At 51.5% G+C, this 18,982-nt stretch carries 15 protein-coding genes; 3 read left to right on the top strand and 12 right to left on the bottom strand.

Annotated elements, in window-relative coordinates:
• Window positions 1-29 precede the first annotated feature (29 nt).
• From BZJ21_RS04860 to cysG, 4 genes are read right to left on the bottom strand one after another with little or no spacing between them, the layout of a single operon-like run.
• Entirely contained in the window at window positions 30-1,772 is a 1,743-nt protein-coding gene (locus BZJ21_RS04860) for an SLC13 family permease (RefSeq protein ID WP_077669265.1), read from the bottom strand.
• 3 nt (window positions 1,773-1,775) lie between these two features.
• On the bottom strand, window positions 1,776-3,200 hold the full coding sequence (cysN, locus tag BZJ21_RS04865) for a sulfate adenylyltransferase subunit CysN (protein ID WP_077669266.1): 1,425 nt from the start codon (window positions 3,198-3,200) through the stop codon (window positions 1,776-1,778).
• A gap of 9 nt (window positions 3,201-3,209) precedes the next feature.
• Complete coding sequence (gene cysD / locus BZJ21_RS04870; protein ID WP_077459989.1) at window positions 3,210-4,118, bottom strand: sulfate adenylyltransferase subunit CysD; 909 nt, start codon at window positions 4,116-4,118, stop codon at window positions 3,210-3,212.
• Between the two features lie 12 nt (window positions 4,119-4,130).
• A complete protein-coding gene (gene cysG, locus BZJ21_RS04875; protein ID WP_077669267.1) occupies window positions 4,131-5,558 on the bottom strand; it encodes a siroheme synthase CysG in 1,428 nt (475 codons plus the stop codon).
• Window positions 5,559-5,846: 288 nt separating this feature from the next.
• Here cysG and cpdB point away from each other — a divergent pair, with 288 nt between their 5' ends.
• Window positions 5,847-7,811 carry a 2',3'-cyclic-nucleotide 2'-phosphodiesterase gene (cpdB, locus tag BZJ21_RS04880; protein ID WP_077669268.1) on the top strand — a complete coding sequence of 655 codons (1,965 nt, stop codon included), beginning with the start codon at window positions 5,847-5,849 and terminating at the stop codon, window positions 7,809-7,811.
• An 84-nt stretch (window positions 7,812-7,895) separates the two neighbouring features.
• Entirely contained in the window at window positions 7,896-8,363 is a 468-nt protein-coding gene (locus tag BZJ21_RS04885) for a GNAT family N-acetyltransferase (RefSeq protein ID WP_077669269.1), read from the top strand.
• A 56-nt stretch (window positions 8,364-8,419) separates the two neighbouring features.
• On the opposite strand, the gene BZJ21_RS04890 is transcribed toward BZJ21_RS04885, so the two are convergent.
• Window positions 8,420-10,051, bottom strand: coding sequence for a methyl-accepting chemotaxis protein (locus BZJ21_RS04890; protein ID WP_077669270.1), 1,632 nt, complete (start codon window positions 10,049-10,051; stop codon window positions 8,420-8,422).
• Window positions 10,052-10,457: 406 nt separating this feature from the next.
• Window positions 10,458-11,150 carry a LysM-like peptidoglycan-binding domain-containing protein gene (locus tag BZJ21_RS04895; protein WP_158075503.1) on the bottom strand — a complete coding sequence of 231 codons (693 nt, stop codon included), beginning with the start codon at window positions 11,148-11,150 and terminating at the stop codon, window positions 10,458-10,460.
• A gap of 89 nt (window positions 11,151-11,239) precedes the next feature.
• Here BZJ21_RS04895 and BZJ21_RS04900 point away from each other — a divergent pair, with 89 nt between their 5' ends.
• The gene (locus BZJ21_RS04900; RefSeq protein ID WP_021023517.1) at window positions 11,240-11,860 is read left to right on the top strand and encodes an FKBP-type peptidyl-prolyl cis-trans isomerase; all 621 of its coding nucleotides are present in this window, start codon (window positions 11,240-11,242) and stop codon (window positions 11,858-11,860) included.
• Between the two features lie 63 nt (window positions 11,861-11,923).
• On the opposite strand, the gene alr is transcribed toward BZJ21_RS04900, so the two are convergent.
• From alr to BZJ21_RS04930, 6 genes are all read right to left on the bottom strand, one after another.
• A complete protein-coding gene (alr, locus tag BZJ21_RS04905; protein ID WP_077576879.1) occupies window positions 11,924-13,159 on the bottom strand; it encodes an alanine racemase in 1,236 nt (411 codons plus the stop codon).
• 250 nt (window positions 13,160-13,409) lie between these two features.
• Entirely contained in the window at window positions 13,410-14,189 is a 780-nt protein-coding gene (locus BZJ21_RS04910; protein ID WP_077645990.1) for a phosphoadenylyl-sulfate reductase, read from the bottom strand.
• Window positions 14,182-15,897 carry an assimilatory sulfite reductase (NADPH) hemoprotein subunit gene (gene cysI / locus BZJ21_RS04915; RefSeq protein ID WP_077669272.1) on the bottom strand — a complete coding sequence of 572 codons (1,716 nt, stop codon included), beginning with the start codon at window positions 15,895-15,897 and terminating at the stop codon, window positions 14,182-14,184. The genes BZJ21_RS04910 and cysI overlap by 8 nt, the downstream gene beginning before the upstream one ends.
• Window positions 15,897-17,705 carry an assimilatory sulfite reductase (NADPH) flavoprotein subunit gene (locus tag BZJ21_RS04920; RefSeq protein WP_077669273.1) on the bottom strand — a complete coding sequence of 603 codons (1,809 nt, stop codon included), beginning with the start codon at window positions 17,703-17,705 and terminating at the stop codon, window positions 15,897-15,899. Before BZJ21_RS04920 ends, cysI begins: the two co-directional genes overlap by 1 nt.
• 140 nt (window positions 17,706-17,845) lie before the next feature.
• Window positions 17,846-18,073: a hypothetical protein gene (locus tag BZJ21_RS04925; protein ID WP_021023512.1), complete on the bottom strand. Its 228-nt coding sequence runs from the start codon at window positions 18,071-18,073 to the stop codon at window positions 17,846-17,848.
• Between the two features lie 155 nt (window positions 18,074-18,228).
• Complete coding sequence (locus tag BZJ21_RS04930; protein ID WP_077669274.1) at window positions 18,229-18,879, bottom strand: TIGR04219 family outer membrane beta-barrel protein; 651 nt, start codon at window positions 18,877-18,879, stop codon at window positions 18,229-18,231.
• Window positions 18,880-18,982 lie beyond the last annotated feature (103 nt).

Here is an 18,982-nt window from a genome sequence, read left to right on the forward strand (position 1 = left end):
TCTCCGCTATTTCGTTGGCCACGCCATAATTAAGGGGCGACCGCCGTTAAAGGAAAAACAATCGGTAACAGGGTGAGCACTACTGCGGAATACACCACAGATAATGGCAGTCCCAGACGCAAATAATCACGTAGCTGGTAATTTCCCACGCTGTATACCAATAAATTGGTTTGATACCCGTAAGGGGAAATAAAACTGGCACTGGCGCCAAATAGCACCGCCATCACAAAAGGCATAGGATCAACCCCATACCCTAGCGCCAGGCTATAACCAAGCGGGAAAGCCAGCGCCGCCGCGGCATTGTTGGTGATAAGCTCGGTCAGTAACAAGGTCAGTAAGTATACGGCCACCAGCGCTCCTATCGCGCCCCCTGCGGTAAAGGTCGCCATAAACCAATCACTAAAGCGCGCCGACAACCCTGACGCCAACATAAGCTGTGCCAATGTCAGCGCCGCGCCGACAATCACCACCACTTCAACCGGAAATCGGCGTTGTAAATCGTGCAAGGAGATAATGCCGGTGACCAGCAACACCACCAAATAAGCGGCTAAGCCATTGAGAATTGGCATAGGGGTGAGCAAGGCCGCGCCAATCACCGCGACAAATCCCACTAGTACCGCAACGCTTTTACGCTCGGAAAGCCGGGTACTGGCTTCCAAACCATTAAAGAGCACGAATTCACGCCGTAACGCTTGGCTGTCTTGGCGAAAGGTTTTGCCCGGCACCAACACCAACGTATCGCCGGCATGCAAAGGAATATTACCCAGCCCACCGTCGAGTTTTTCATGGCCGCGGCGAATGGCGACCACCACGGCATCAAAGGTCTCGCGAAATCGGGCGGCTTTAAGAGTTTTGCCACAAATGCTGGCGCTGTGGCTCACCACCACCTCAATCAAGTTTTGTCCATCAATGTGATGCTGGCCGAACAAGGTCAAGCCCGGGATCTCTTGCAAGGTCGCGACACTTTCCACATCGCCGGCAAACTGCAACTTGTCACCGGCCAATAACGGCGTATCCGGACACACAGGCGCAATGACGCCGTCTTGACGATGAATTTCGGCCAAGTACAAGCGGCGTAGTGCCCGCAAGCCATTGTCTGCCACACTGCGACCGCATAAGGGTGAGTCGGCAGCCAACCGTGCTTCGAGCACATACGGCAAGCTCTCTTCTTGTTCACCATCATGGCGTGGCAACCGATAGCTAAACGGAATTAATACCAATAGCCCTGCCACCAATGCAGCAGCACCAATGACCGTTGGCGTGAAAAAGCCCAAACTGGGTAAACCCGCCCGCTCAACAAAGCTGTTCACAATGAGATTGGTGGACGTGCCAATCAGCGTTAGGGTGCCGCCGAGAATGGCGCTATATGACAATGGGATCAAAAGCTGCGAGGGTGAGTGACGTCGGTTGCGCTTTATCGCGCCAATCATAGACACCACCACCGCTGTGTTATTGACCAGCGCCGATAGCAGCGCGCTCGATATGCCTAATTTCGCAATTACGGTGGGGAGTGCGCCGTGAGACGCCTGCCGCGCAACCCAGCTGGTCAAATGGGTTTTCTCTAGCGCACAAGAAACCAAAATCAGCAATACCAAGGTCAGCAGTGATGGCGCGGTAAAGTTCGCCGTCAGCGCTTCAACCGAGGTGAGCCCAGTTTGGAATGCTACAAACGCGGCCCCCGCAAACAAGAGCACAGGCTTTATTCGAGTGAGCACCAAGCCGGCGACAATCGCCACCAGCAAGGTGAGTACCGTGGTTTCTTGCCAACTCATCGTTTACCCCAGTTGGCTTAGATCCCGCGCTTGCCAATGCGGAAAGTGCTTGCGGATAAGCTGGTTTAATTCAAGCTCAAACGCTGAAAACGACGAGGTGGTTAGTGGCTGCGTCTCAGCGACATGACGAATCATGCCCGCGCCGACCGTCACATTGGTGAGGCGGTCAATCAGGATAAAGCCACCGGTATTCGGGCTATCGTGATAGGTATCCAGCGGCACCGCTTCGCTCAGGGTCAAGGTGCAACGACCTATGCCATTGAGCGGCAAGGTGTCTGCGTCATGAGTATTAAGCGTATTAACATCGACCCCATACGACAGTGCCTCAACCTGCGCTGAGGTTTTCTTGCTGGCCAACTGAATATCGTATTCGCGCCCCGGTGCCAGTGGGGTTTGCGTCATCCACACCACGTCGGCGTCAAATCGTTGACCCACCGCCACGTCATCATCCGCTCGCACCAAGAGATCGCCACGCGAGATATCAATTTCTCTATCTAAAGTGAGGGTGACCGCTTGACCGCTAAAGGCAAATTCACGATCACCGTCAAAGGTGACGATGCGCGCGATCTTCGCGGTAAGCCCAGAAGGGAGTACCTTAACCTCATCGCCCACATGCAACTCGCCACTGGCAAGGGTGCCTGCATAGCCACGGAAGTTCAGATCCGGTCGATTGACATACTGCACCGGAAAACGGAACGCGCCCGTCCCGCGCGATTTTTCAATGTCGATGGCTTCTAGCTGGCTGAGTAGCGGCTCGCCTTGATACCACGCCATCGCGTCACTGGCATTGACCACATTGTCGCCTTCCAGCGCCGACAAGGGCACCATAGACACTGACAAGCCGGGATTGAGCTGATCGGCAAACGCCAGATATTGCTGTTGAATTTCATCAAACCGAGCTTGACTATATGCCACCAAATCCATCTTGTTCACCGCTACCACAAAATGCTGAATACCCAGCAAGTTAGCAATGTACGAATGACGGCGGGTCTGATCCAAGATGCCGTGACGGGCGTCGATTAAGATCACCGCTACATCACAGGTCGACGCGCCGGTGGCCATATTACGGGTGTACTGCTCATGGCCTGGGGTATCGGCGATGATAAACTTACGCTTGGCGGTGGAGAAATACCGGTACGCCACATCAATGGTGATCCCCTGCTCGCGCTCAGCTTGCAGGCCGTCTACCAGTAGCGCCAGATCCGGTTTCTCCCCCGTGGTACCGACACGCTGGCTATCGGCATGGACAGCAGCCAGCTGATCTTCATAGATCTGTTGCGAGTCGTGCAGCAAGCGGCCAATCAAGGTCGATTTACCGTCATCGACCGAGCCACAGGTCAAAAAGCGCAATAAACTTTTGTGTTGGTGCTGTTGCAGATAACCCTCAATACCCAGATCGGCCACCTGTTGTTGAATTGCTGGATTCATGACTGCTCCTTAGAAATAACCCTGACGCTTTTTGCGCTCCATGGATCCGGACTGATCGTGGTCGATCGCCCGCCCTTGGCGTTCACTTGAGGTAGCGACCAACATCTCTTCGATGATCTCTGGCAAAGTGGTCGCGGTAGATTCAATCGCCCCCGTGAGCGGGTAGCAGCCCAGCGTGCGGAAACGTACCGATTTATGCATCACGGTTTCCTCGGGTCCAATCGGCATCCGCGCATCATCGACCATGTACAAGGTGCCCTCACGCTCCACCACCGGGTGTTCAGCCGCCAAGTAAAGCGGGACAATATCGATATTTTCCAGATAGATGTATTGCCAGATATCGAGCTCGGTCCAGTTAGAGAGCGGAAACACACGAATGCTCTCGCCCGGGTTCACTTGGCCGTTGTAGTTGCGCCACAGCTCTGGCCGTTGATTTTTCGGATCCCAGCGGTGGTTCTTATCGCGAAACGAATAGACGCGCTCCTTGGCACGGGACTTTTCTTCATCTCGACGCGCGCCGCCAAACGCCGCATCAAACTTATGTTGATCCAGCGCCTGCTTCAGCGCTTGGGTTTTCATGATATCGGTGTGCTTGTCGGAGCCGTGATCAAAAGGATTAATCCCCTGTGCTATTCCTTCTGGATTTTTGTGCACAATCAGATCTAGCCCCAGCTCTTTAGCGGTGCGATCGCGAAAGGTAATCATGTCGCGAAACTTCCAATCGGTATCGACATGCAACAGCGGAAACGGGATCTTACCGGGGTAAAAGGCTTTGCGTGCTAAATGCAGCATCACCGACGAATCTTTACCAATTGAATACAGCATCACGGGGTTATCAAACTCCGCTGCGACTTCCCGCAGTATATGAATGCTCTCGGCTTCCAACTGCTGGAGGTGAGTCAGTGTTTTTGCGTCCATCTTCATTATCCTTTAAGCGAAGTTAACCACAGCGGTTGGCGCTTGCGTGGGATCAGCATCAGTTGCCACATTATTATCACCAAACCAAGTCAACTGACCGGCGAGGGCCGCGACTTCGCCTACCACGATTAGGGCTGGCGACGCCGCTTGCTCAGCCAGCGACGGTAAATTATTGAGTTGACCGGTAAAGACTTTTTGCTCTGGACGGGTGCCGTTTTCAATCACCGCCACTGGCGTCTCCGGTGAACGGCCATGAGCCAAAAGCTGGCTTTGAATGTGGGCCGACTTCATTAGCCCCATGTAGATCACCAAGGTTTGCTGCGCGCGTGCCAAGGTGGCCCATTCCAGCGTGTCTTGTTCTTTTTTCAAATGACCGGTAATAAACAGCGCCGTTTGAGCGTGATCGCGATGGGTTAGCGGAATACCGGCATACGCCGTTGCCCCTGCAGCGGCGGTGATACCAGGCACCACTTGAAACGAGACTCCGGCGTTGGCCAGTGTTTGTAACTCCTCGCCACCACGGCCAAACATGAACGGATCGCCCCCTTTTAAGCGCACCACCCGTTTTCCCGCTTGGGCATGCTCGACCAACAGACGATTAATGTCGTCTTGGCTGACACTGTGGTAGCTCGCCCGTTTTCCCACGCAAACCAGCTCTGCATCTCGGCGACACAACTCCATAATCGGCTCAGCGACTAAGTAGTCGTATAACACCACATCGGCTTGCTGCATCAATTGCAATGCGCGCAAGGTCAATAGCCCAGGATCCCCTGGCCCGGCGCCAATCAAGGCCACTTCGCCTTGGGTGGTGATTTGTCCACTGAGCTGTTCAAGCGCCTGCTCGGCTTGCTGGTGTTTGCCCGCCGCGACTAAATCAGCAAACCGGCCACTAAAAGCGGCTTCCCAGAATTTACGCCGCCCCGTTAAGGTCGGAATGCGTGCTTTCAGTTTGTCGCGAAACGCGCCCGCCATCGCTGCCATTTTGCCGATATGTTGGGGGACCAAGGTTTCAATTTTTTCACGTAGCATCCGTGCCAATACCGGCGCTTTACCGCCCGACGAAATAGCAATGATAATGGGAGAGCGATCCACTAATGAGGGGACAATAAAGCTGCACTTGGGCGTATCATCAACCACATTGACCAAAATATTGCGGCTGTCAGCGGCAGTGGAGACCAACTCGTTGACTAAGGCATTATCGGTCGCCGCAATTGCCAGCATGTTTCCATCCAGGTGTTCGGGACGAAACGCCTCGCGTAACACCGTCAACTTGCCTTGCGCTTGCGCCTCTTCAATTTCACGGTCGACCTCAGGGGCCACTAAGGTGACCGCCGCCCCGACTTTGAGTAGCATGCGGGTTTTTCGCCATGCCACTTCGCCGCCGCCCACCACGAGGCAAGGACGATGTTTCAGCTGAGCAAAAAGAGGAAGATAATCCATGATCGCGCATTTCCTTGATGACAATACCGCCACTATATCGCTCCACAACTATTACCTGAAATTCTATAAATTCATTTTTTATTCTTTTTAGTGCTTTAGGAGGGAGTGGAATGGGTAAGGCATCGGGTCAATAAAACAATGACTGCGATCGCAAAGCGCTCAATTGCCGCCTCAGAGCCTTGAAACGGTTCGATAAAGCCGATCAAGCGCACAGCTTCATGTGAATGATAAACGGCATAATTCAATTGCTTGATAACTAACGCACACTTTTCACTTGGAGATCCTGTTATGCGTTTGCTCCCTTCTGCTGTCGCCACCGCGGTGGTTGCCGGTCTGTTTGCCGCATCTGGCAGTGCCTTTGCCGATACCATCAACCTGCGTGTGATTGAAACCACCGATATTCATACTAATGTGATGGATTACGACTACTACAAAAACAAGCCGTCACAAAAAATCGGTTTGGTCCGCGCCGCGACCGTGGTCAAACAAGCTCGCGATGAAGCACAAAACGCGCTATTGGTCGATAACGGTGACCTGATTCAAGGCAGTCCAATGGGCGATTACATGGCGAGCAAAGGTATCCAACCTGGCGAAGTGCACCCAGTGTACAAAGCGATGAACTTGCTCAATTATGAAGTGGGAAACATCGGTAACCATGAATTCAACTATGGCTTGGCCTTTTTAAAAGAGTCAATCAACGACGCTAACTTCCCGTATATCAACGCCAACGTGTTTGATGCCGATAGCGGCGAGCACTACTTTGACCCGTATTTAATTAAAGAATACCAACTCAAAGATGAAGACGGTGATAGCCACACCATCAAAGTCGGTTACATCGGCTTTGTCCCGCCACAGATAATGACTTGGGATAAAGCCAATCTCGAAGGAAAGGTGATCGCCAAAGACATTAAACAAACCGCAGAAAAGTTAGTGCCGGAAATGAAAGCCAAAGGGGCCGATGTGGTCGTGGCTATTCCTCACTCAGGTATTTCACAAGCGCCTTATAAAGCGATGGCAGAAGATTCTGTGTATTACCTCACGGATGTCGACGGCATTGATGCCATTGCCTTTGGTCATTCACATGCCGTCTTCCCTGGAGAAGACTTCGCCAACATTCCCGGTGCGGATATCGATAAAGGCACGATCAATGGTGTGGCCAGTGTGATGGCCGGCCGCTGGGGCAGCCATGTCGGTGTAATAGATCTGGCGCTCGAGCAAGTCGATGGTCAATGGCAAGTCACTGACAGTCAGGCTCAGGCGCGTCCGATTTTTGATCAGGCGAATAACAAGGCCTTAGTCGAGGCCGATGAAGCTTTGCTTAAGGCTGTGGAGTCAGACCATAAAGCCACACAAGATTTCGTCAATCAGCCAATTGGTCAAGCTAATGATGTGATGTATTCCTACTTGGCCCTGCTTCAAGACGATCCGACCGTACAAATCGTTAACCTCGCACAGCAAGACTATGTCGAGCGCATGATTCAAGGGGACCCTGACTTAGCCGATCTGCCGGTGCTGTCTGCCGCCGCGCCTTTTAAAGCCGGTGGTCGCAAAAACGATCCGAGCAACTTTACCGAAGTGGAGGCGGGCCAACTGACGTTCCGTAACGCCGCCGATCTTTATCTGTACCCGAATACCTTGGTGGCACTGAAAGTCTCTGGTGCCGAGCTTACCCAATGGCTAGAGTGCAGTGCCGGCCAGTTTAACCAAATCGATCCCAACACAGAGCAGCCCCAGTCACTGGTGAACTGGGATGGATTCCGCACCTATAACTTTGATGTCATTGACGGTGTCGAGTATCAGATTGATATCACCAAGCCTGCCCGCTACGACGGAGATTGCAATGAGGTCAATCCAGACGCGTCGCGAATCATCAACCTGACCTATCAAGGTGAGCCGGTTGGCCCTGAGCAAACCTTCCTGATAGCGACCAACAATTACCGTGCCTATAGTGGTAAGTTCCCAGGCACCGGCAGTGACCATATCGCCTTTGCCGCGCCGGATGAAAACCGTACCGTGGTCGCCAACTACATCAGCCGTGTGAGTCAAGAAGAAGGCCAAGTCACAGTGAGTGCGGATAACAACTGGTCCATCGCGCCTATCGAAGGCGACGCTGTGGTCAGCTTTGAAACCTCACCAAGCGAGAAAGCGGCGCAATTTATCGAGCAAAAAGGCCAATGGTCAATGCGCCGCCAAGGCACTGATGAAGTGGGATTTGGCGTTTATCATGTTGATTTAAGCCAGCCTCGTCAGTAGCTGGTTAACGACACCCACTAAATAGCTTTTGAATACCGCAGCCTGTCTGCGGTATTTTTTTACTTTCCCCTTTGGAGTTTTGGTATGGATTGGCAAATCGTGACATTTGACGCGCTTGATACGCGCACCTTATTCACACTGATGAAATTACGGGTAGATGTGTTTGTAGTGGAACAAGCCTGTGCCTACCCAGAGCTTGATGCGCTCGACACCGCGCCAGAGACGCTGCATTTAATGGGCTGGCTGAATGGCGAGCTGGCGGCTTATGCCCGTGTGCTGGCACCAGGTGCAAGTTACTCAGGCGCCAGCATTGGCCGTGTGATCGTTGCGCCCGCTCACCGAAACGGTCAATGGGGGCATCAATTGGTTCGCCACGCGATTCAGGCTTGCCAGCAACATTGGCCACATGATGATATTGAGATTGGCGCACAAACACATTTACAGCGGTTTTATCAAATCCATGGCTTTTCGGCGTTTTCCGACGCCTACTTAGAAGATGGGATCCCCCATATTGATATGCGTTTATCGGTGAGTGACGCATCCGCCGTTTAAAGCAAAAAATCCCGCTGAATCAGCGGGATTTTGTTTTCATCTATTGGCGGTAAGACCTATTTGGTTAGACGGAAGCGCTGCATGGTCGTTTGCAGTGATTGCGCCAACTGGCTGAGCTCGCTACAGGCTTGTGCGGTTTGATCGGCACCGCCAGCGACTTCTTGTGACGAATCATTGATGCGCTCAATGTTACGGCTTAGCTCATCCGCTACCGAGTCTTGCTCGCCACAGGCACTGGCAATTTGCATGCCCATATCAGCGATGTTTTCAACCGAGGTTTCAATCCCACGCACCAGCTGTTGAGCCTGGTCGCCCTGCTCTACGCATTGCTCAATGCTCTCACAGCTTTGCGTGGTGGCATTGCGCGCTTGCGTGGCGTGTTGCTGCAGTTTTTCGATGATGGTGGTGATTTCGCCCGTTGAGTCTTGGGTACGGCCCGCTAAGGTACGCACTTCATCGGCCACCACCGCAAAGCCACGGCCTGATTCACCGGCACGCGCTGCTTCAATCGCCGCGTTCAACGCCAGTAAATTGGTTTGCTCAGCAATATCACGAATAACATCCACCACCATGTTGATTTGTTTCGACTGCTGATCGAGCTCACTCACGGTATTGCCCGTTTGACGCATGTCCTCTGCTACTTTGCGAATCGATGCCACCATCCCATCAATATCTTGCGCCCCCATACGAGACTGCTCGCTCGCTTCGTTGGCGGCGGTGGATGAGCTTTCGGTATTCTGCGCCACATCCGCCACGGTGGCTTTCATTTGTGCCATCGCGGTCGCCACTTGCGACACCTCATGTTGCTGGTTTTGCATCCCAGTCGAGGTTTGGCTCGATACGGCACTGACCTCTTCGACTGCACTGCTCAATTGGGTTACCGCGGCAATCACTTCTTCAATCAGCGTGCGCAGACTGTCTTGCATCGCCATGCTCGAGTCCGCCAATTTACCCATTTCATCATTACCAATCTGGCTGCGATCCAATTGATAGCTCAAATCACCATCGGCAATCGCAGAAGACTGCTCCATCACTAAACGCAACGGATTGATGATCGCACGAGTAAACACCACTGCCACCACAATCATAAAGGCGATCACTGCAAGCAGTACGCCAATAATGGTCATGCTCACCGTAGAAACTTGGCTAAGCATCGAGGCGCGGTTTTTACCAATAAAGCCTTGCATCAACTCAGACATTTCCGTTAAGGACTTATCTAACTGTCCGAAGGTACCAAATGACTTAGATAAAATTTGTTGTGCTGCGGTCAGTTGCCCGTCTTCAACACGGTCAGGAAAAGCACTGAGCTCTTGATTATATTTGTCCCAATTGTTCTGGATACGACTGAAAATGGCTTTTTCATCGTCGTACCAAAGCGTCTCCTGGTAGGCGTCGAGAGCACGGCTATAATCGCGCTTCATAACATCGATCTCGCCCAAGATTTCACGCCGTTCTGCCGGATCACTAAAGGTAAGAACCGCATACTGATCCTGACGAATCCGTATCATCTCTTCATTGAGTCGTTCGATCTCAAGCACCGCGGGAAGGGTATCGTCAGTAAAGTTCAGCATATTATCGCGCATGCCGCTGACTTGGGTGAAGATGTAAAACCCAAAGATCACGACAGCAATACCAATGAGGGAAAAAGCCGCGGTAAACTTTTTGCCAATAGATAGATTTTTCAACATGGAAAAGCGAGTCCTCAACAAATTAGTGATTAGCGTGTTAATGCCTAGACATCCATGTTGAGGCGGGCTTGCGTGTCTGTCCTACACAGCGGCGCGAATACTAGCACAAAAAATAACCAAAGTGTGATGAAAGACTCATTATTTTCGTAAAAAGTATGTCATACAACACTGGCTTGTTTGGCAGGCATTCACACCCTTAACCGCAATTTGTCCCTTTTCCGCCTCAATGATGCAATGTATCCAGCCGTATTGACTGATTTATAAAAAGTAGCTTAAAAATCGTGCTGCAGCGACTTTAATCACAAAATTGCGCAAAAAACAGACAGAGTAAGGACTATAAAAGACAGGGAAGAGACCGAAAGCACCACCTATCAATGCCTTCGGTTAGATTGACGGTTTCAAGAAACTAACGTTGACGGGCAAAACCGCCATCAGAAAGGCGAAAATACAGTGCGGATTGACCTTTCTCCGTTTCGATCTGCAATATATCTAGCGCGCCACTGGGTGTCCGTTTAAAACGAATCCATTGGCCAGGCTGAATGCGACTGATAGGTTTGCCTTCACCTTCAATATTGGCAATCGAATACAAGTCCGTTAAGGCGAGATCGTAGCGTCGGAACACTTTGGCCAAGGTATCACCAGACTCAATTTGATGACGTGTCCAAGCGCTCTCTTCTGCGGTTGAGGACTCCTGTGACATCGCAGAGTCAGCCACTGACGATGCGTTTTGTGACGCTGTTGACGATGGAGCCGTTGACGATGATAACGAACGGCTCGCATCTGGATTGATCGCAACCGGCTGTCGCGCCTGGCGCACAGGTTTATCCGATGACGACTCAGGCGGCGTGGGGCTAGGAAGTAAGGCCAATACCACAACGACGGGAACCAGGATCATCAACAGTCGCCGGTGGAGACGAGGCAGGTGGCGCCACGCGTGTTGTATTCGCGTTAGCATCGCACTGTGACGACTTAACGTCGCCGCTTGCTCTAAAACAGTGGTGAGTTTGTCTCCACCTTTCGCACGCAGTTTATCCCAGAGCGCTCGTATTGCTGTTAACTTCATTGCCACTCCGCGCATATATTGTTGTTTTGTCCTCATATTGGACGCCTTTTTGGCACAAAAGTTTACCCACGAATCCATCACCTGTTATCCTTTCACACTTTATTGACCCACAAAAGAGAGACGTTATGTCTGACGTACAACTGGAAACCGTCGAACAGAAGGCCAGCTATGGCATCGGCCTACAAATGGGCCAACAACTTGCGGGCAGTGGCCTTGAAGGTCTAAACGTCGATGCGATTGCCAAAGGCATCAGCACGGCCTTAGCTGGCGAAATGCCAGAGATCGAAATTGATGACATTAATAACGCATTGCGTGAGCTTCACACAAAAGCGGAAGAAGTTCGTCAAGAAGCTGCAAAAGCACAAGCCGCAGAAGGCGATACTTTCTTGGCTGATAATGCCAAACGTGATGAAGTGACGGTAACCGAATCAGGCCTACAGTACGAAGTGCTGGTACAAGGCGACGGTGACATCCCAACCAGCGATAAGCAGGTACGTGTGCACTATCATGGCCAACTGATCGATGGCAGCGTTTTTGATAGCTCAGTTACGCGTGGCGAACCGGTCGAGTTCCCAGTGACTGGCGTGATTAAAGGTTGGGTGGAAGCCCTGCAAATGATGCCAGTTGGCTCTAAGTGGAAACTGTATGTACCACAAGATCTGGCCTACGGCGAGCGTGGTGCTGGCGCAGCAATCCCGCCATTTGCTGCATTAGTATTTGAAGTAGAGTTGCTTGATATCCTGTAAAACGGATCAGCGCTTGAATAACAAGCAAAGCGATGCCAATCGGCATCGCTTTTTTTGTACTGATTACTGCACGTATTCACGTGGGTTGACCGCGCCCCACCAGCTATATATCTCAGGGAAGATCACATCCGCACTCGATTCATACTCTTCAGCGCCAATGGTCTCCTCCCCTTGCTGACCAAAGAGCACCACTTCATCGTTTGGCATCACTTGATCCGCAATCTCGGTAATATCGACCATAATGGTGTTCATGGATGAAACACCGACCACGGGGGCTCGGTGACCTTGAATCAAGACATCAGCGTTGTTGCCCATTTTACGTGGCACACCATCCGAATACCCCACCGGCAGGTTCGCCAACACCGAATCACGCTTTAGCGTATAGGTACTGTCATACCCCACGGTGCTGCCTTCAGGCAAGTGATGCACAGAGGCCACTTTAGTTTTAAAGCTCATGATCGGTGGCAGTTCACGGTTAGTGGGCTGATCGCCATACAAGGCGCCTCCCGGACGAACCATATCAAGATGGCCTTCAGGAACATTCAGGGTCACAAAAGAGTTCGCCGCGTGCAGCAATACGTCTTCACGTTGAAGCCCAGCTTCCTCTATTAGCCATTCGCTGTTCGCAGTAAACTGTCCTAACTTGCTACGAACATACTCCGCTTCATAGTTAGGAAAGTGAGTCATGATACCGACGACGTTAAAGCGTGGGTCGGTAGCGATATCCACCGCAACTTGTTTGCCAGATTCCTCGTTCATCTCAATACCATTACGCCCCATACCTCCGGCATTAAAGGCCATATGGACCGGAATGGTAATATCATGCTTGTCGGCTAACTCACGCATTTGCTCGGCTTGCTCTGCCGAGCCAATGAGCTCTTGCATGTTCAATGCTAATGCACTTTCCATTTCCTGCAAGGTCGCGGTCCGTACACGCATGATCTCGCCGGTAAAGCCGCCTTCGCGCAACGTCCGAGCTTCTTCATTACTGGCAATACCAACACAGTCGATACCACTTGCAATCACGGTGGGCAATAAGCCTGCAATACCATTGCCATAGGCATCCGCTTTCATGACGGCACAGATTTTCGTCCCTTCACTGACTTGCTGTTGAACACGTTGAATATTGTTAGCAAAAGTGGCCGTGTTCACTTCCAGCCAGCCGTTGCCGTGCCCCATATAACGCTGGTTAGCATCAGACGTGGAGGGAGCTGCTGATGTATAGTCAATGACAGCCGGGGCGCCAATGGCAACGACACCGGCGACGGCAAGCGCGACTAAAGATAGTTTTTTGTTCATAAGATTCACTGTTGGTCACATTAATGGCGCATCCGTGACACGTTGCGAATAAAAGTATTAGGCTCTTATTCACTGCCTCCTAGCTTTACCCGCTATTTATAGCACAAAACACGCCACGGCTGATGAGTTACTCAGTTAAAGAGTAGACAAACTCAGTGAAATTGAACAAAAAAATGCCACCACAAGGTGACACTATTTAAGGGCCGAGAGTTAGTTACATTCTTTCTCGGCGGGGCTATTCTCGACGAGGCTATATCCCCGAACCATCATTTAAGTCGTCCTCATGCAAGCCGCACTCGCGTTTGAGACCAAAAAACCGTGTTTGCTCTTCACGCATGCCCGGTTCTAACCGCTGGGTGGTATGAACATCCCCCACCGACACATAGCCTTTTTCGCGCAATGGATGATAAGGCAAGTCATGCTCGCGCAGGTAGTCATCGACCTGTTGGTTCGACCAATCAATCACAGGCAAGAACTTAAACACCCCATGCTGGACACTGAGTATCGGCAAATTGGCACGCGAGTCAGATTGACCTCGGCGGAGCCCAGAAAACCAGGTCCCGGCTTTTAGCTCTCGCAGCGCACGCTTCATCGGCTCAACTTTATTGATTTGATTATATCGGCTGATCCCCTCCACGCCTTGCTCCCAGAGTTGGCCGTAACGCGCTTCTTGCCACGCGGGGGAAAGCTCAGCACGATAGACGCGCAAATCCAAGTTAAGCCGTGCAGTTAAGGTATCGATAAACCGGTAAGTCTCGGCAAATAAGTAGCCCGTGTCGGTTAAGATCACCGGAATGTCCGATTTAACCTGACTCACTAAATGAAGCATAAGCGCTGCCTGTACACCAAAGCTGGACGACAGAACACATTGCCCCTCGAGATGCTCAAGTGCCCAGGCCACACGCTCAGGCGCCGAAAGTGACTCCAAGGTGGCATTGACCTCCGCCAATGCCAAGGCTTGCTGGCTTTTATTCATCGCGGCAATGTCAGCCAAGGCTAACGTCGCATTAGGTTGAACGGTTTCAAGCATAAAAATCCCTCTTAGATACATGCACGGGGGCAATCACCTCGCGGCGGATCAAGAAATCACCAAAGTGCTCACCCACTTCACGCTCCGTTGCCCAGCGACCAATCAACTGATCCAATTCTTCAAGGATCTGACGATCGGTGATGTTCTCTTTGTACATTTTGGGGATTCGGGTACCTTCCCAATTTCCGCCTAAATGCAGGTTATAGCGCCCTGGCGCTTTGCCGACCAAACCCACTTCTGCCAGCATCGCACGGCCGCAACCATTGGGACAGCCGGTCACCCGTAAAACAATCGGATCGTTGTCTACTTGGTGTTTTTTCTGAATCGCTTCCACTTCGGTGACAAAATCGGGAAGAAAGCGCTCCGCTTCTGCCATGGCAAGTGGACAGGTTGGGAAGGAAACACACGCCATCGAATTCGTGCGCTGTACACTGTGCGCATCATCAATTAACCGATAACGACGCGCTAACGCCTCAATCTCGTCTTTTTGCGCTTCAGGGATCCCGGCAATGATCAGGTTTTGGTTGGCGGTCATTCGAAAATCGCCTTGGTGTACCTTGGCGATCTCTGCCATGCCGGTTTTGAGCGGCTTTTCTGGTGTATCACGCAAGCGGCCATTTTCGATAAATAAGGCGAGGTGGTATTTACCGTCAATCCCTTTGGTCCAGCCCAAGCGATCACCGCGACCAGTAAAGCTATAAGGCCGGCTTGGCGCAAATATTACACCAGCACGCTTTTCCACTTCCGCTTTGAATACATCCGCGCCAACACGATCAAGGGTGTACTTGGTTTTCGCATTTTTACGGTTCGAACGGTTTCCCCAATCACGTTGGGTGGTGACCACGGCCTCAGCAATCTTCAACGTATGTTCAAGCGGAATAAAACCAAAATCATCTGCGCGGCGCGGGTAGGTGTTGGTGTCACCATGGGTCATCGCCAGCCCACCCCCGACTAAGACGTTAAAGCCGATCAGCTGTCCTTGTTCGGCGATGGCGACAAAGTTAAGGTCGTTGGCGTGCACATCCACGTCGTTTTGTGGCGGGATCACCACCGTGGTTTTGAACTTACGCGGCAAGTAACGCTCACCCAAAATCGGCTCTTTATCTTGGCTGCCTTCGACTTTTTCACCATCGAGCCAAATCTCTGCGTAAGCGCGAGTTTTAGGCAGCAAGTGCTCGCTGATGCGTTTTGCCCAATCATAGGCTTGCTGATGGAGCTCGGACTCCACTGGGTTGGAGGTACACAACACATTACGGTTCACATCCCCAGCAGTAGCAATCGAGTCAATACCATATTCATGCAAGGTCTGATGCATGAGCTTGATGTTAGGCTTTAAGACACCATGAAACTGAAAAGTTTGTCGCGTTGTCAGGCGAATGCTGCCATAGAGCGAGCTTTCGCGGGCAAACTTGTCAATCGCTAACCATTGCTCAGGGGTAATGATCCCGCCCGGCATCCGCGCGCGTAACATCACGTTATGCAGTGGCTCCAATTTTTGTTTTTGCCGCTCCGCGCGAATATCGCGATCATCTTGCTGATACATGCCGTGAAAACGGATCAGCTGGAAATTATCATCGGTAAAACCACCCGTAATAGGATCCTGCAAGTCGTGATCAATGGTGCCACGCAAATAATCACTGTCTTTTTTTAGCCGTTCATTATCGGCCAGTGGGCCCAGTGTATCGCCCGCAAATTTCTGCTCACTCATTAGTACACATCCCTTTGATAGCGCTTATCTTTGCGCAATTCGTTAATAAAGGCTTCGGCTTGCTCACGGCTTTGCTGACCCTGTGTTTGGGCAATCTCGATTAACGCTTCATGGACATCTTTCGCCATTTGGTTAGCATCGCCACACACATAGAGGTAGGCACCGTTTGATAGCCATTGCCATACCGCTTCAGCGCGTTCGCGTAACCGATGCTGGACATACACTTTCTCTGCCTGATCACGGCTAAAGGCCACATCCATCCGCGTGAGTAGGCCAGATTTAAGGTATTGCTGCCATTCAACCTGATAGAGAAAATCATCAGTAAAGGTGCGATCACCAAAGAACAACCAGTTGTCACCTTGTGCCTCCCGTTGCTCTCGCTCTTGCAAGAAGGCGCGGAATGGCGCAATACCGGTGCCTGGACCAATCATAATGATCGGGGTGGCATCGTTATCAGGAAGCTTAAAGTTATCGTTATGCTCAACAAACACTTTTACTGTCTCCGCTTTCGCCGCGCGGTGGGCGAGAAAGCTCGATGCGCCGCCTTGGCGTGACGCTCCACTCTCATGCTGATACTCCACCAGCCCGACGGTGAGGTGCACTTCGTCTTCTACTTCTGCCTGGCTGGAAGCAATTGAGTACAAACGCGGGGTAAGCCGGCGCAATATCGATTGAAATTGCTCGACATTGAGAGTGACATCGGCCAGCGTCAATGCATCAATGAGCTGAGTGCGATTGGCAAACTCACGCAGTGCAGCTTTGTCTTCCGTCAAGGCGGTGAGTGTGTCGCTTTCCGACAACGCCGCCAGCGCAGTGATCTGCTGCGGGTTAGAAGCGGTGATTTCATAGTCAGTGATCAGCGCCTCGCGCAACGAAACGGCACTGCCATCCACCGCTACCGACTCGTCACCACTCAGTCCTACTTGGGCTAAAATGGCATCGGCTAATACAGGATCGTTTTGATACCACACCCCCAAGGCATCGCCCGGTTGGTATTGAATGCCGGACTCATCCAGATCAAATTCAATGTGGTAAACCGCTTTATCTGACCCACGTCCAGTAATACGCTGACAGGTGAGTAGTTCGGCTGTGTAAGGAGACTGCTTAGTATATTTAGCGTGCGAGGTGGCTTGATGGAGTGGCACCACTTGCGCGTCCCCGCTGGCCTGAAATTGTTGCTTGACCTCGGCTAAGGTTTGCTCGCGCCAGGCACTGGCTGTGGCTTCATAATCCACATCGCAATCAAGACGGGCGACCATGGGCTTAGCGCCGAGTTTTTGTAAAAAGGCGTCAAAATCTTTACCTGTTTGGCAAAAGTACTCGTAACTCGAGTCTCCTAAGCTCAAAACGGCGTAGTGAAGATGGTCAAGCTTAGGCGCTTTTTTAGATTGTAAAAATTCATGCAGCTCAATGGCATTATCAGGCGGCTCGCCTTCACCATTGGTGGAAGCCACTATCACCAAGTGGGTTTCTTTGCCCAGCTGCTTGCCTTTATAGTTATCGGTCGCAACCAACTTGGCTGGGATCCCTGCTGCCTCGGCCTCTTGATGCAACGCCTCCGCCACGCCTTTGGCATTACCCGTTTGCGAGGCATACAGAATAGTCAGGGTGTGGTTGGGCGCGGCACTGGTTTGTGGCATGGTCTTGGGTGCCACCGCTTCACCGGCAGGTGTTTGGCTTAACCCCCAAAAATAACCACTGATCCAGGCCAGCTGCTGCGGTGACAACTCCGCCACCGCTTGTTGCAACTGGCCGATTTGCTGATCATTAAGCGGGCTGGTTAACCCGGAGAGATCCTTGAGTAACATGGTGACGACATTCCTTGCTAACATTGCGTAAATGCTAGCGTAACCTCACCAGTTAATAACAATAAAGAATAGATGTGAATGTTTTATAACTTTTTGTAAGATCCCATGTGTAGAAAGGAGTGCTTAAGCGGGTCGCGGGATTAGTCGATAATGCGCACTTGCTGAAAACCAATCTCTAATGCATTCAAGGTCGCTTGATCGATATCGAGAAAACACTGCTCAACGCCGTCGGCATTCGTCAATGCCATCAAGCCTCCCGCAGCATGGCGGCATTCAACCACCCATCCTTCATTATCTAACGACGGCTCAACAAGCGCTTCAATCAAAAGCTGTTGGCGGTATAACGCACGGAGTTGTTCGGCTGTCATCGTCATTTGCCTATCGATAAAATCCACATCTTGAATTGAGCTTAGTATCAGATAGACGAGGGTGCCATGTGTTGTAGGGGGAGAGGATAAACAGGAAGGCATTAAAAAACCGCGCAGAGGCGCGGTTTAGGGCATAAGGCTGATAAAAAGCAAGATTAAAAGTCTAATTCAGCACCGACAAAGAAACCGGTCAGATCAAGCTCAGCTTTGTTATTAAAATAATCGAAATCGTGGTCAATCATCCGATAGCCGCCACGCACATTCAGATCTGCGGCGACCAAGCCCAGTTGGTAAATAAGGCCCGCCTCGGCATCTAAGGTGCTGGTGCCATCAAACTCGCCTTTGCTTACGGTGGCAAACACATTTAACGGCGTGCCTACCAAACCAACGCGCGCATCGACATACAGGTTTGGCTGCCATTCGTCGAAGCTCTCCCCTTTGAACTTACCAGATTGAAAACGCTGTAAATTAACGCCAGCATCCACAGATACAAGATCGTTATCGAGAAACTCGTAATACGCCACGAAGTCGATTTGGTCAAAATCAACGTTGTCCGAGCGAGTGCCATCAACACTCACCGAGGTTTGACGGATCTTGGCATTCGGGATTAACGGAAGCGGGTGCTCGAGTGCCGCATAATAAGAACCCGCTGTACTGGCATCATCGGCTTCTACATTGTTGACATCAGCATCCATAAACCAGGCATCGGCGCCGACTTTTCCCCCGGCAAGGGTGGCTGCTTGAGAGGGCATGGCCAGTAGCGCGGTAAACGCTGCGGCGGCAAGCGTCATTGAAGTGGTTTTCATGAAAGTCTCCACATTGTCGATAAAAAAGTGTCGTCACGCGGAGGCGGCAAAGCCATGCCTTGTCGCCGGTAACTGATAATGATAGCAAGCTTTGTGCCGAGAA

Origin of the sequence: Salinivibrio costicola subsp. alcaliphilus (genome assembly GCF_001996185.1) — a bacterium.
GTDB lineage: Bacteria > Pseudomonadota > Gammaproteobacteria > Enterobacterales > Vibrionaceae > Salinivibrio > Salinivibrio costicola.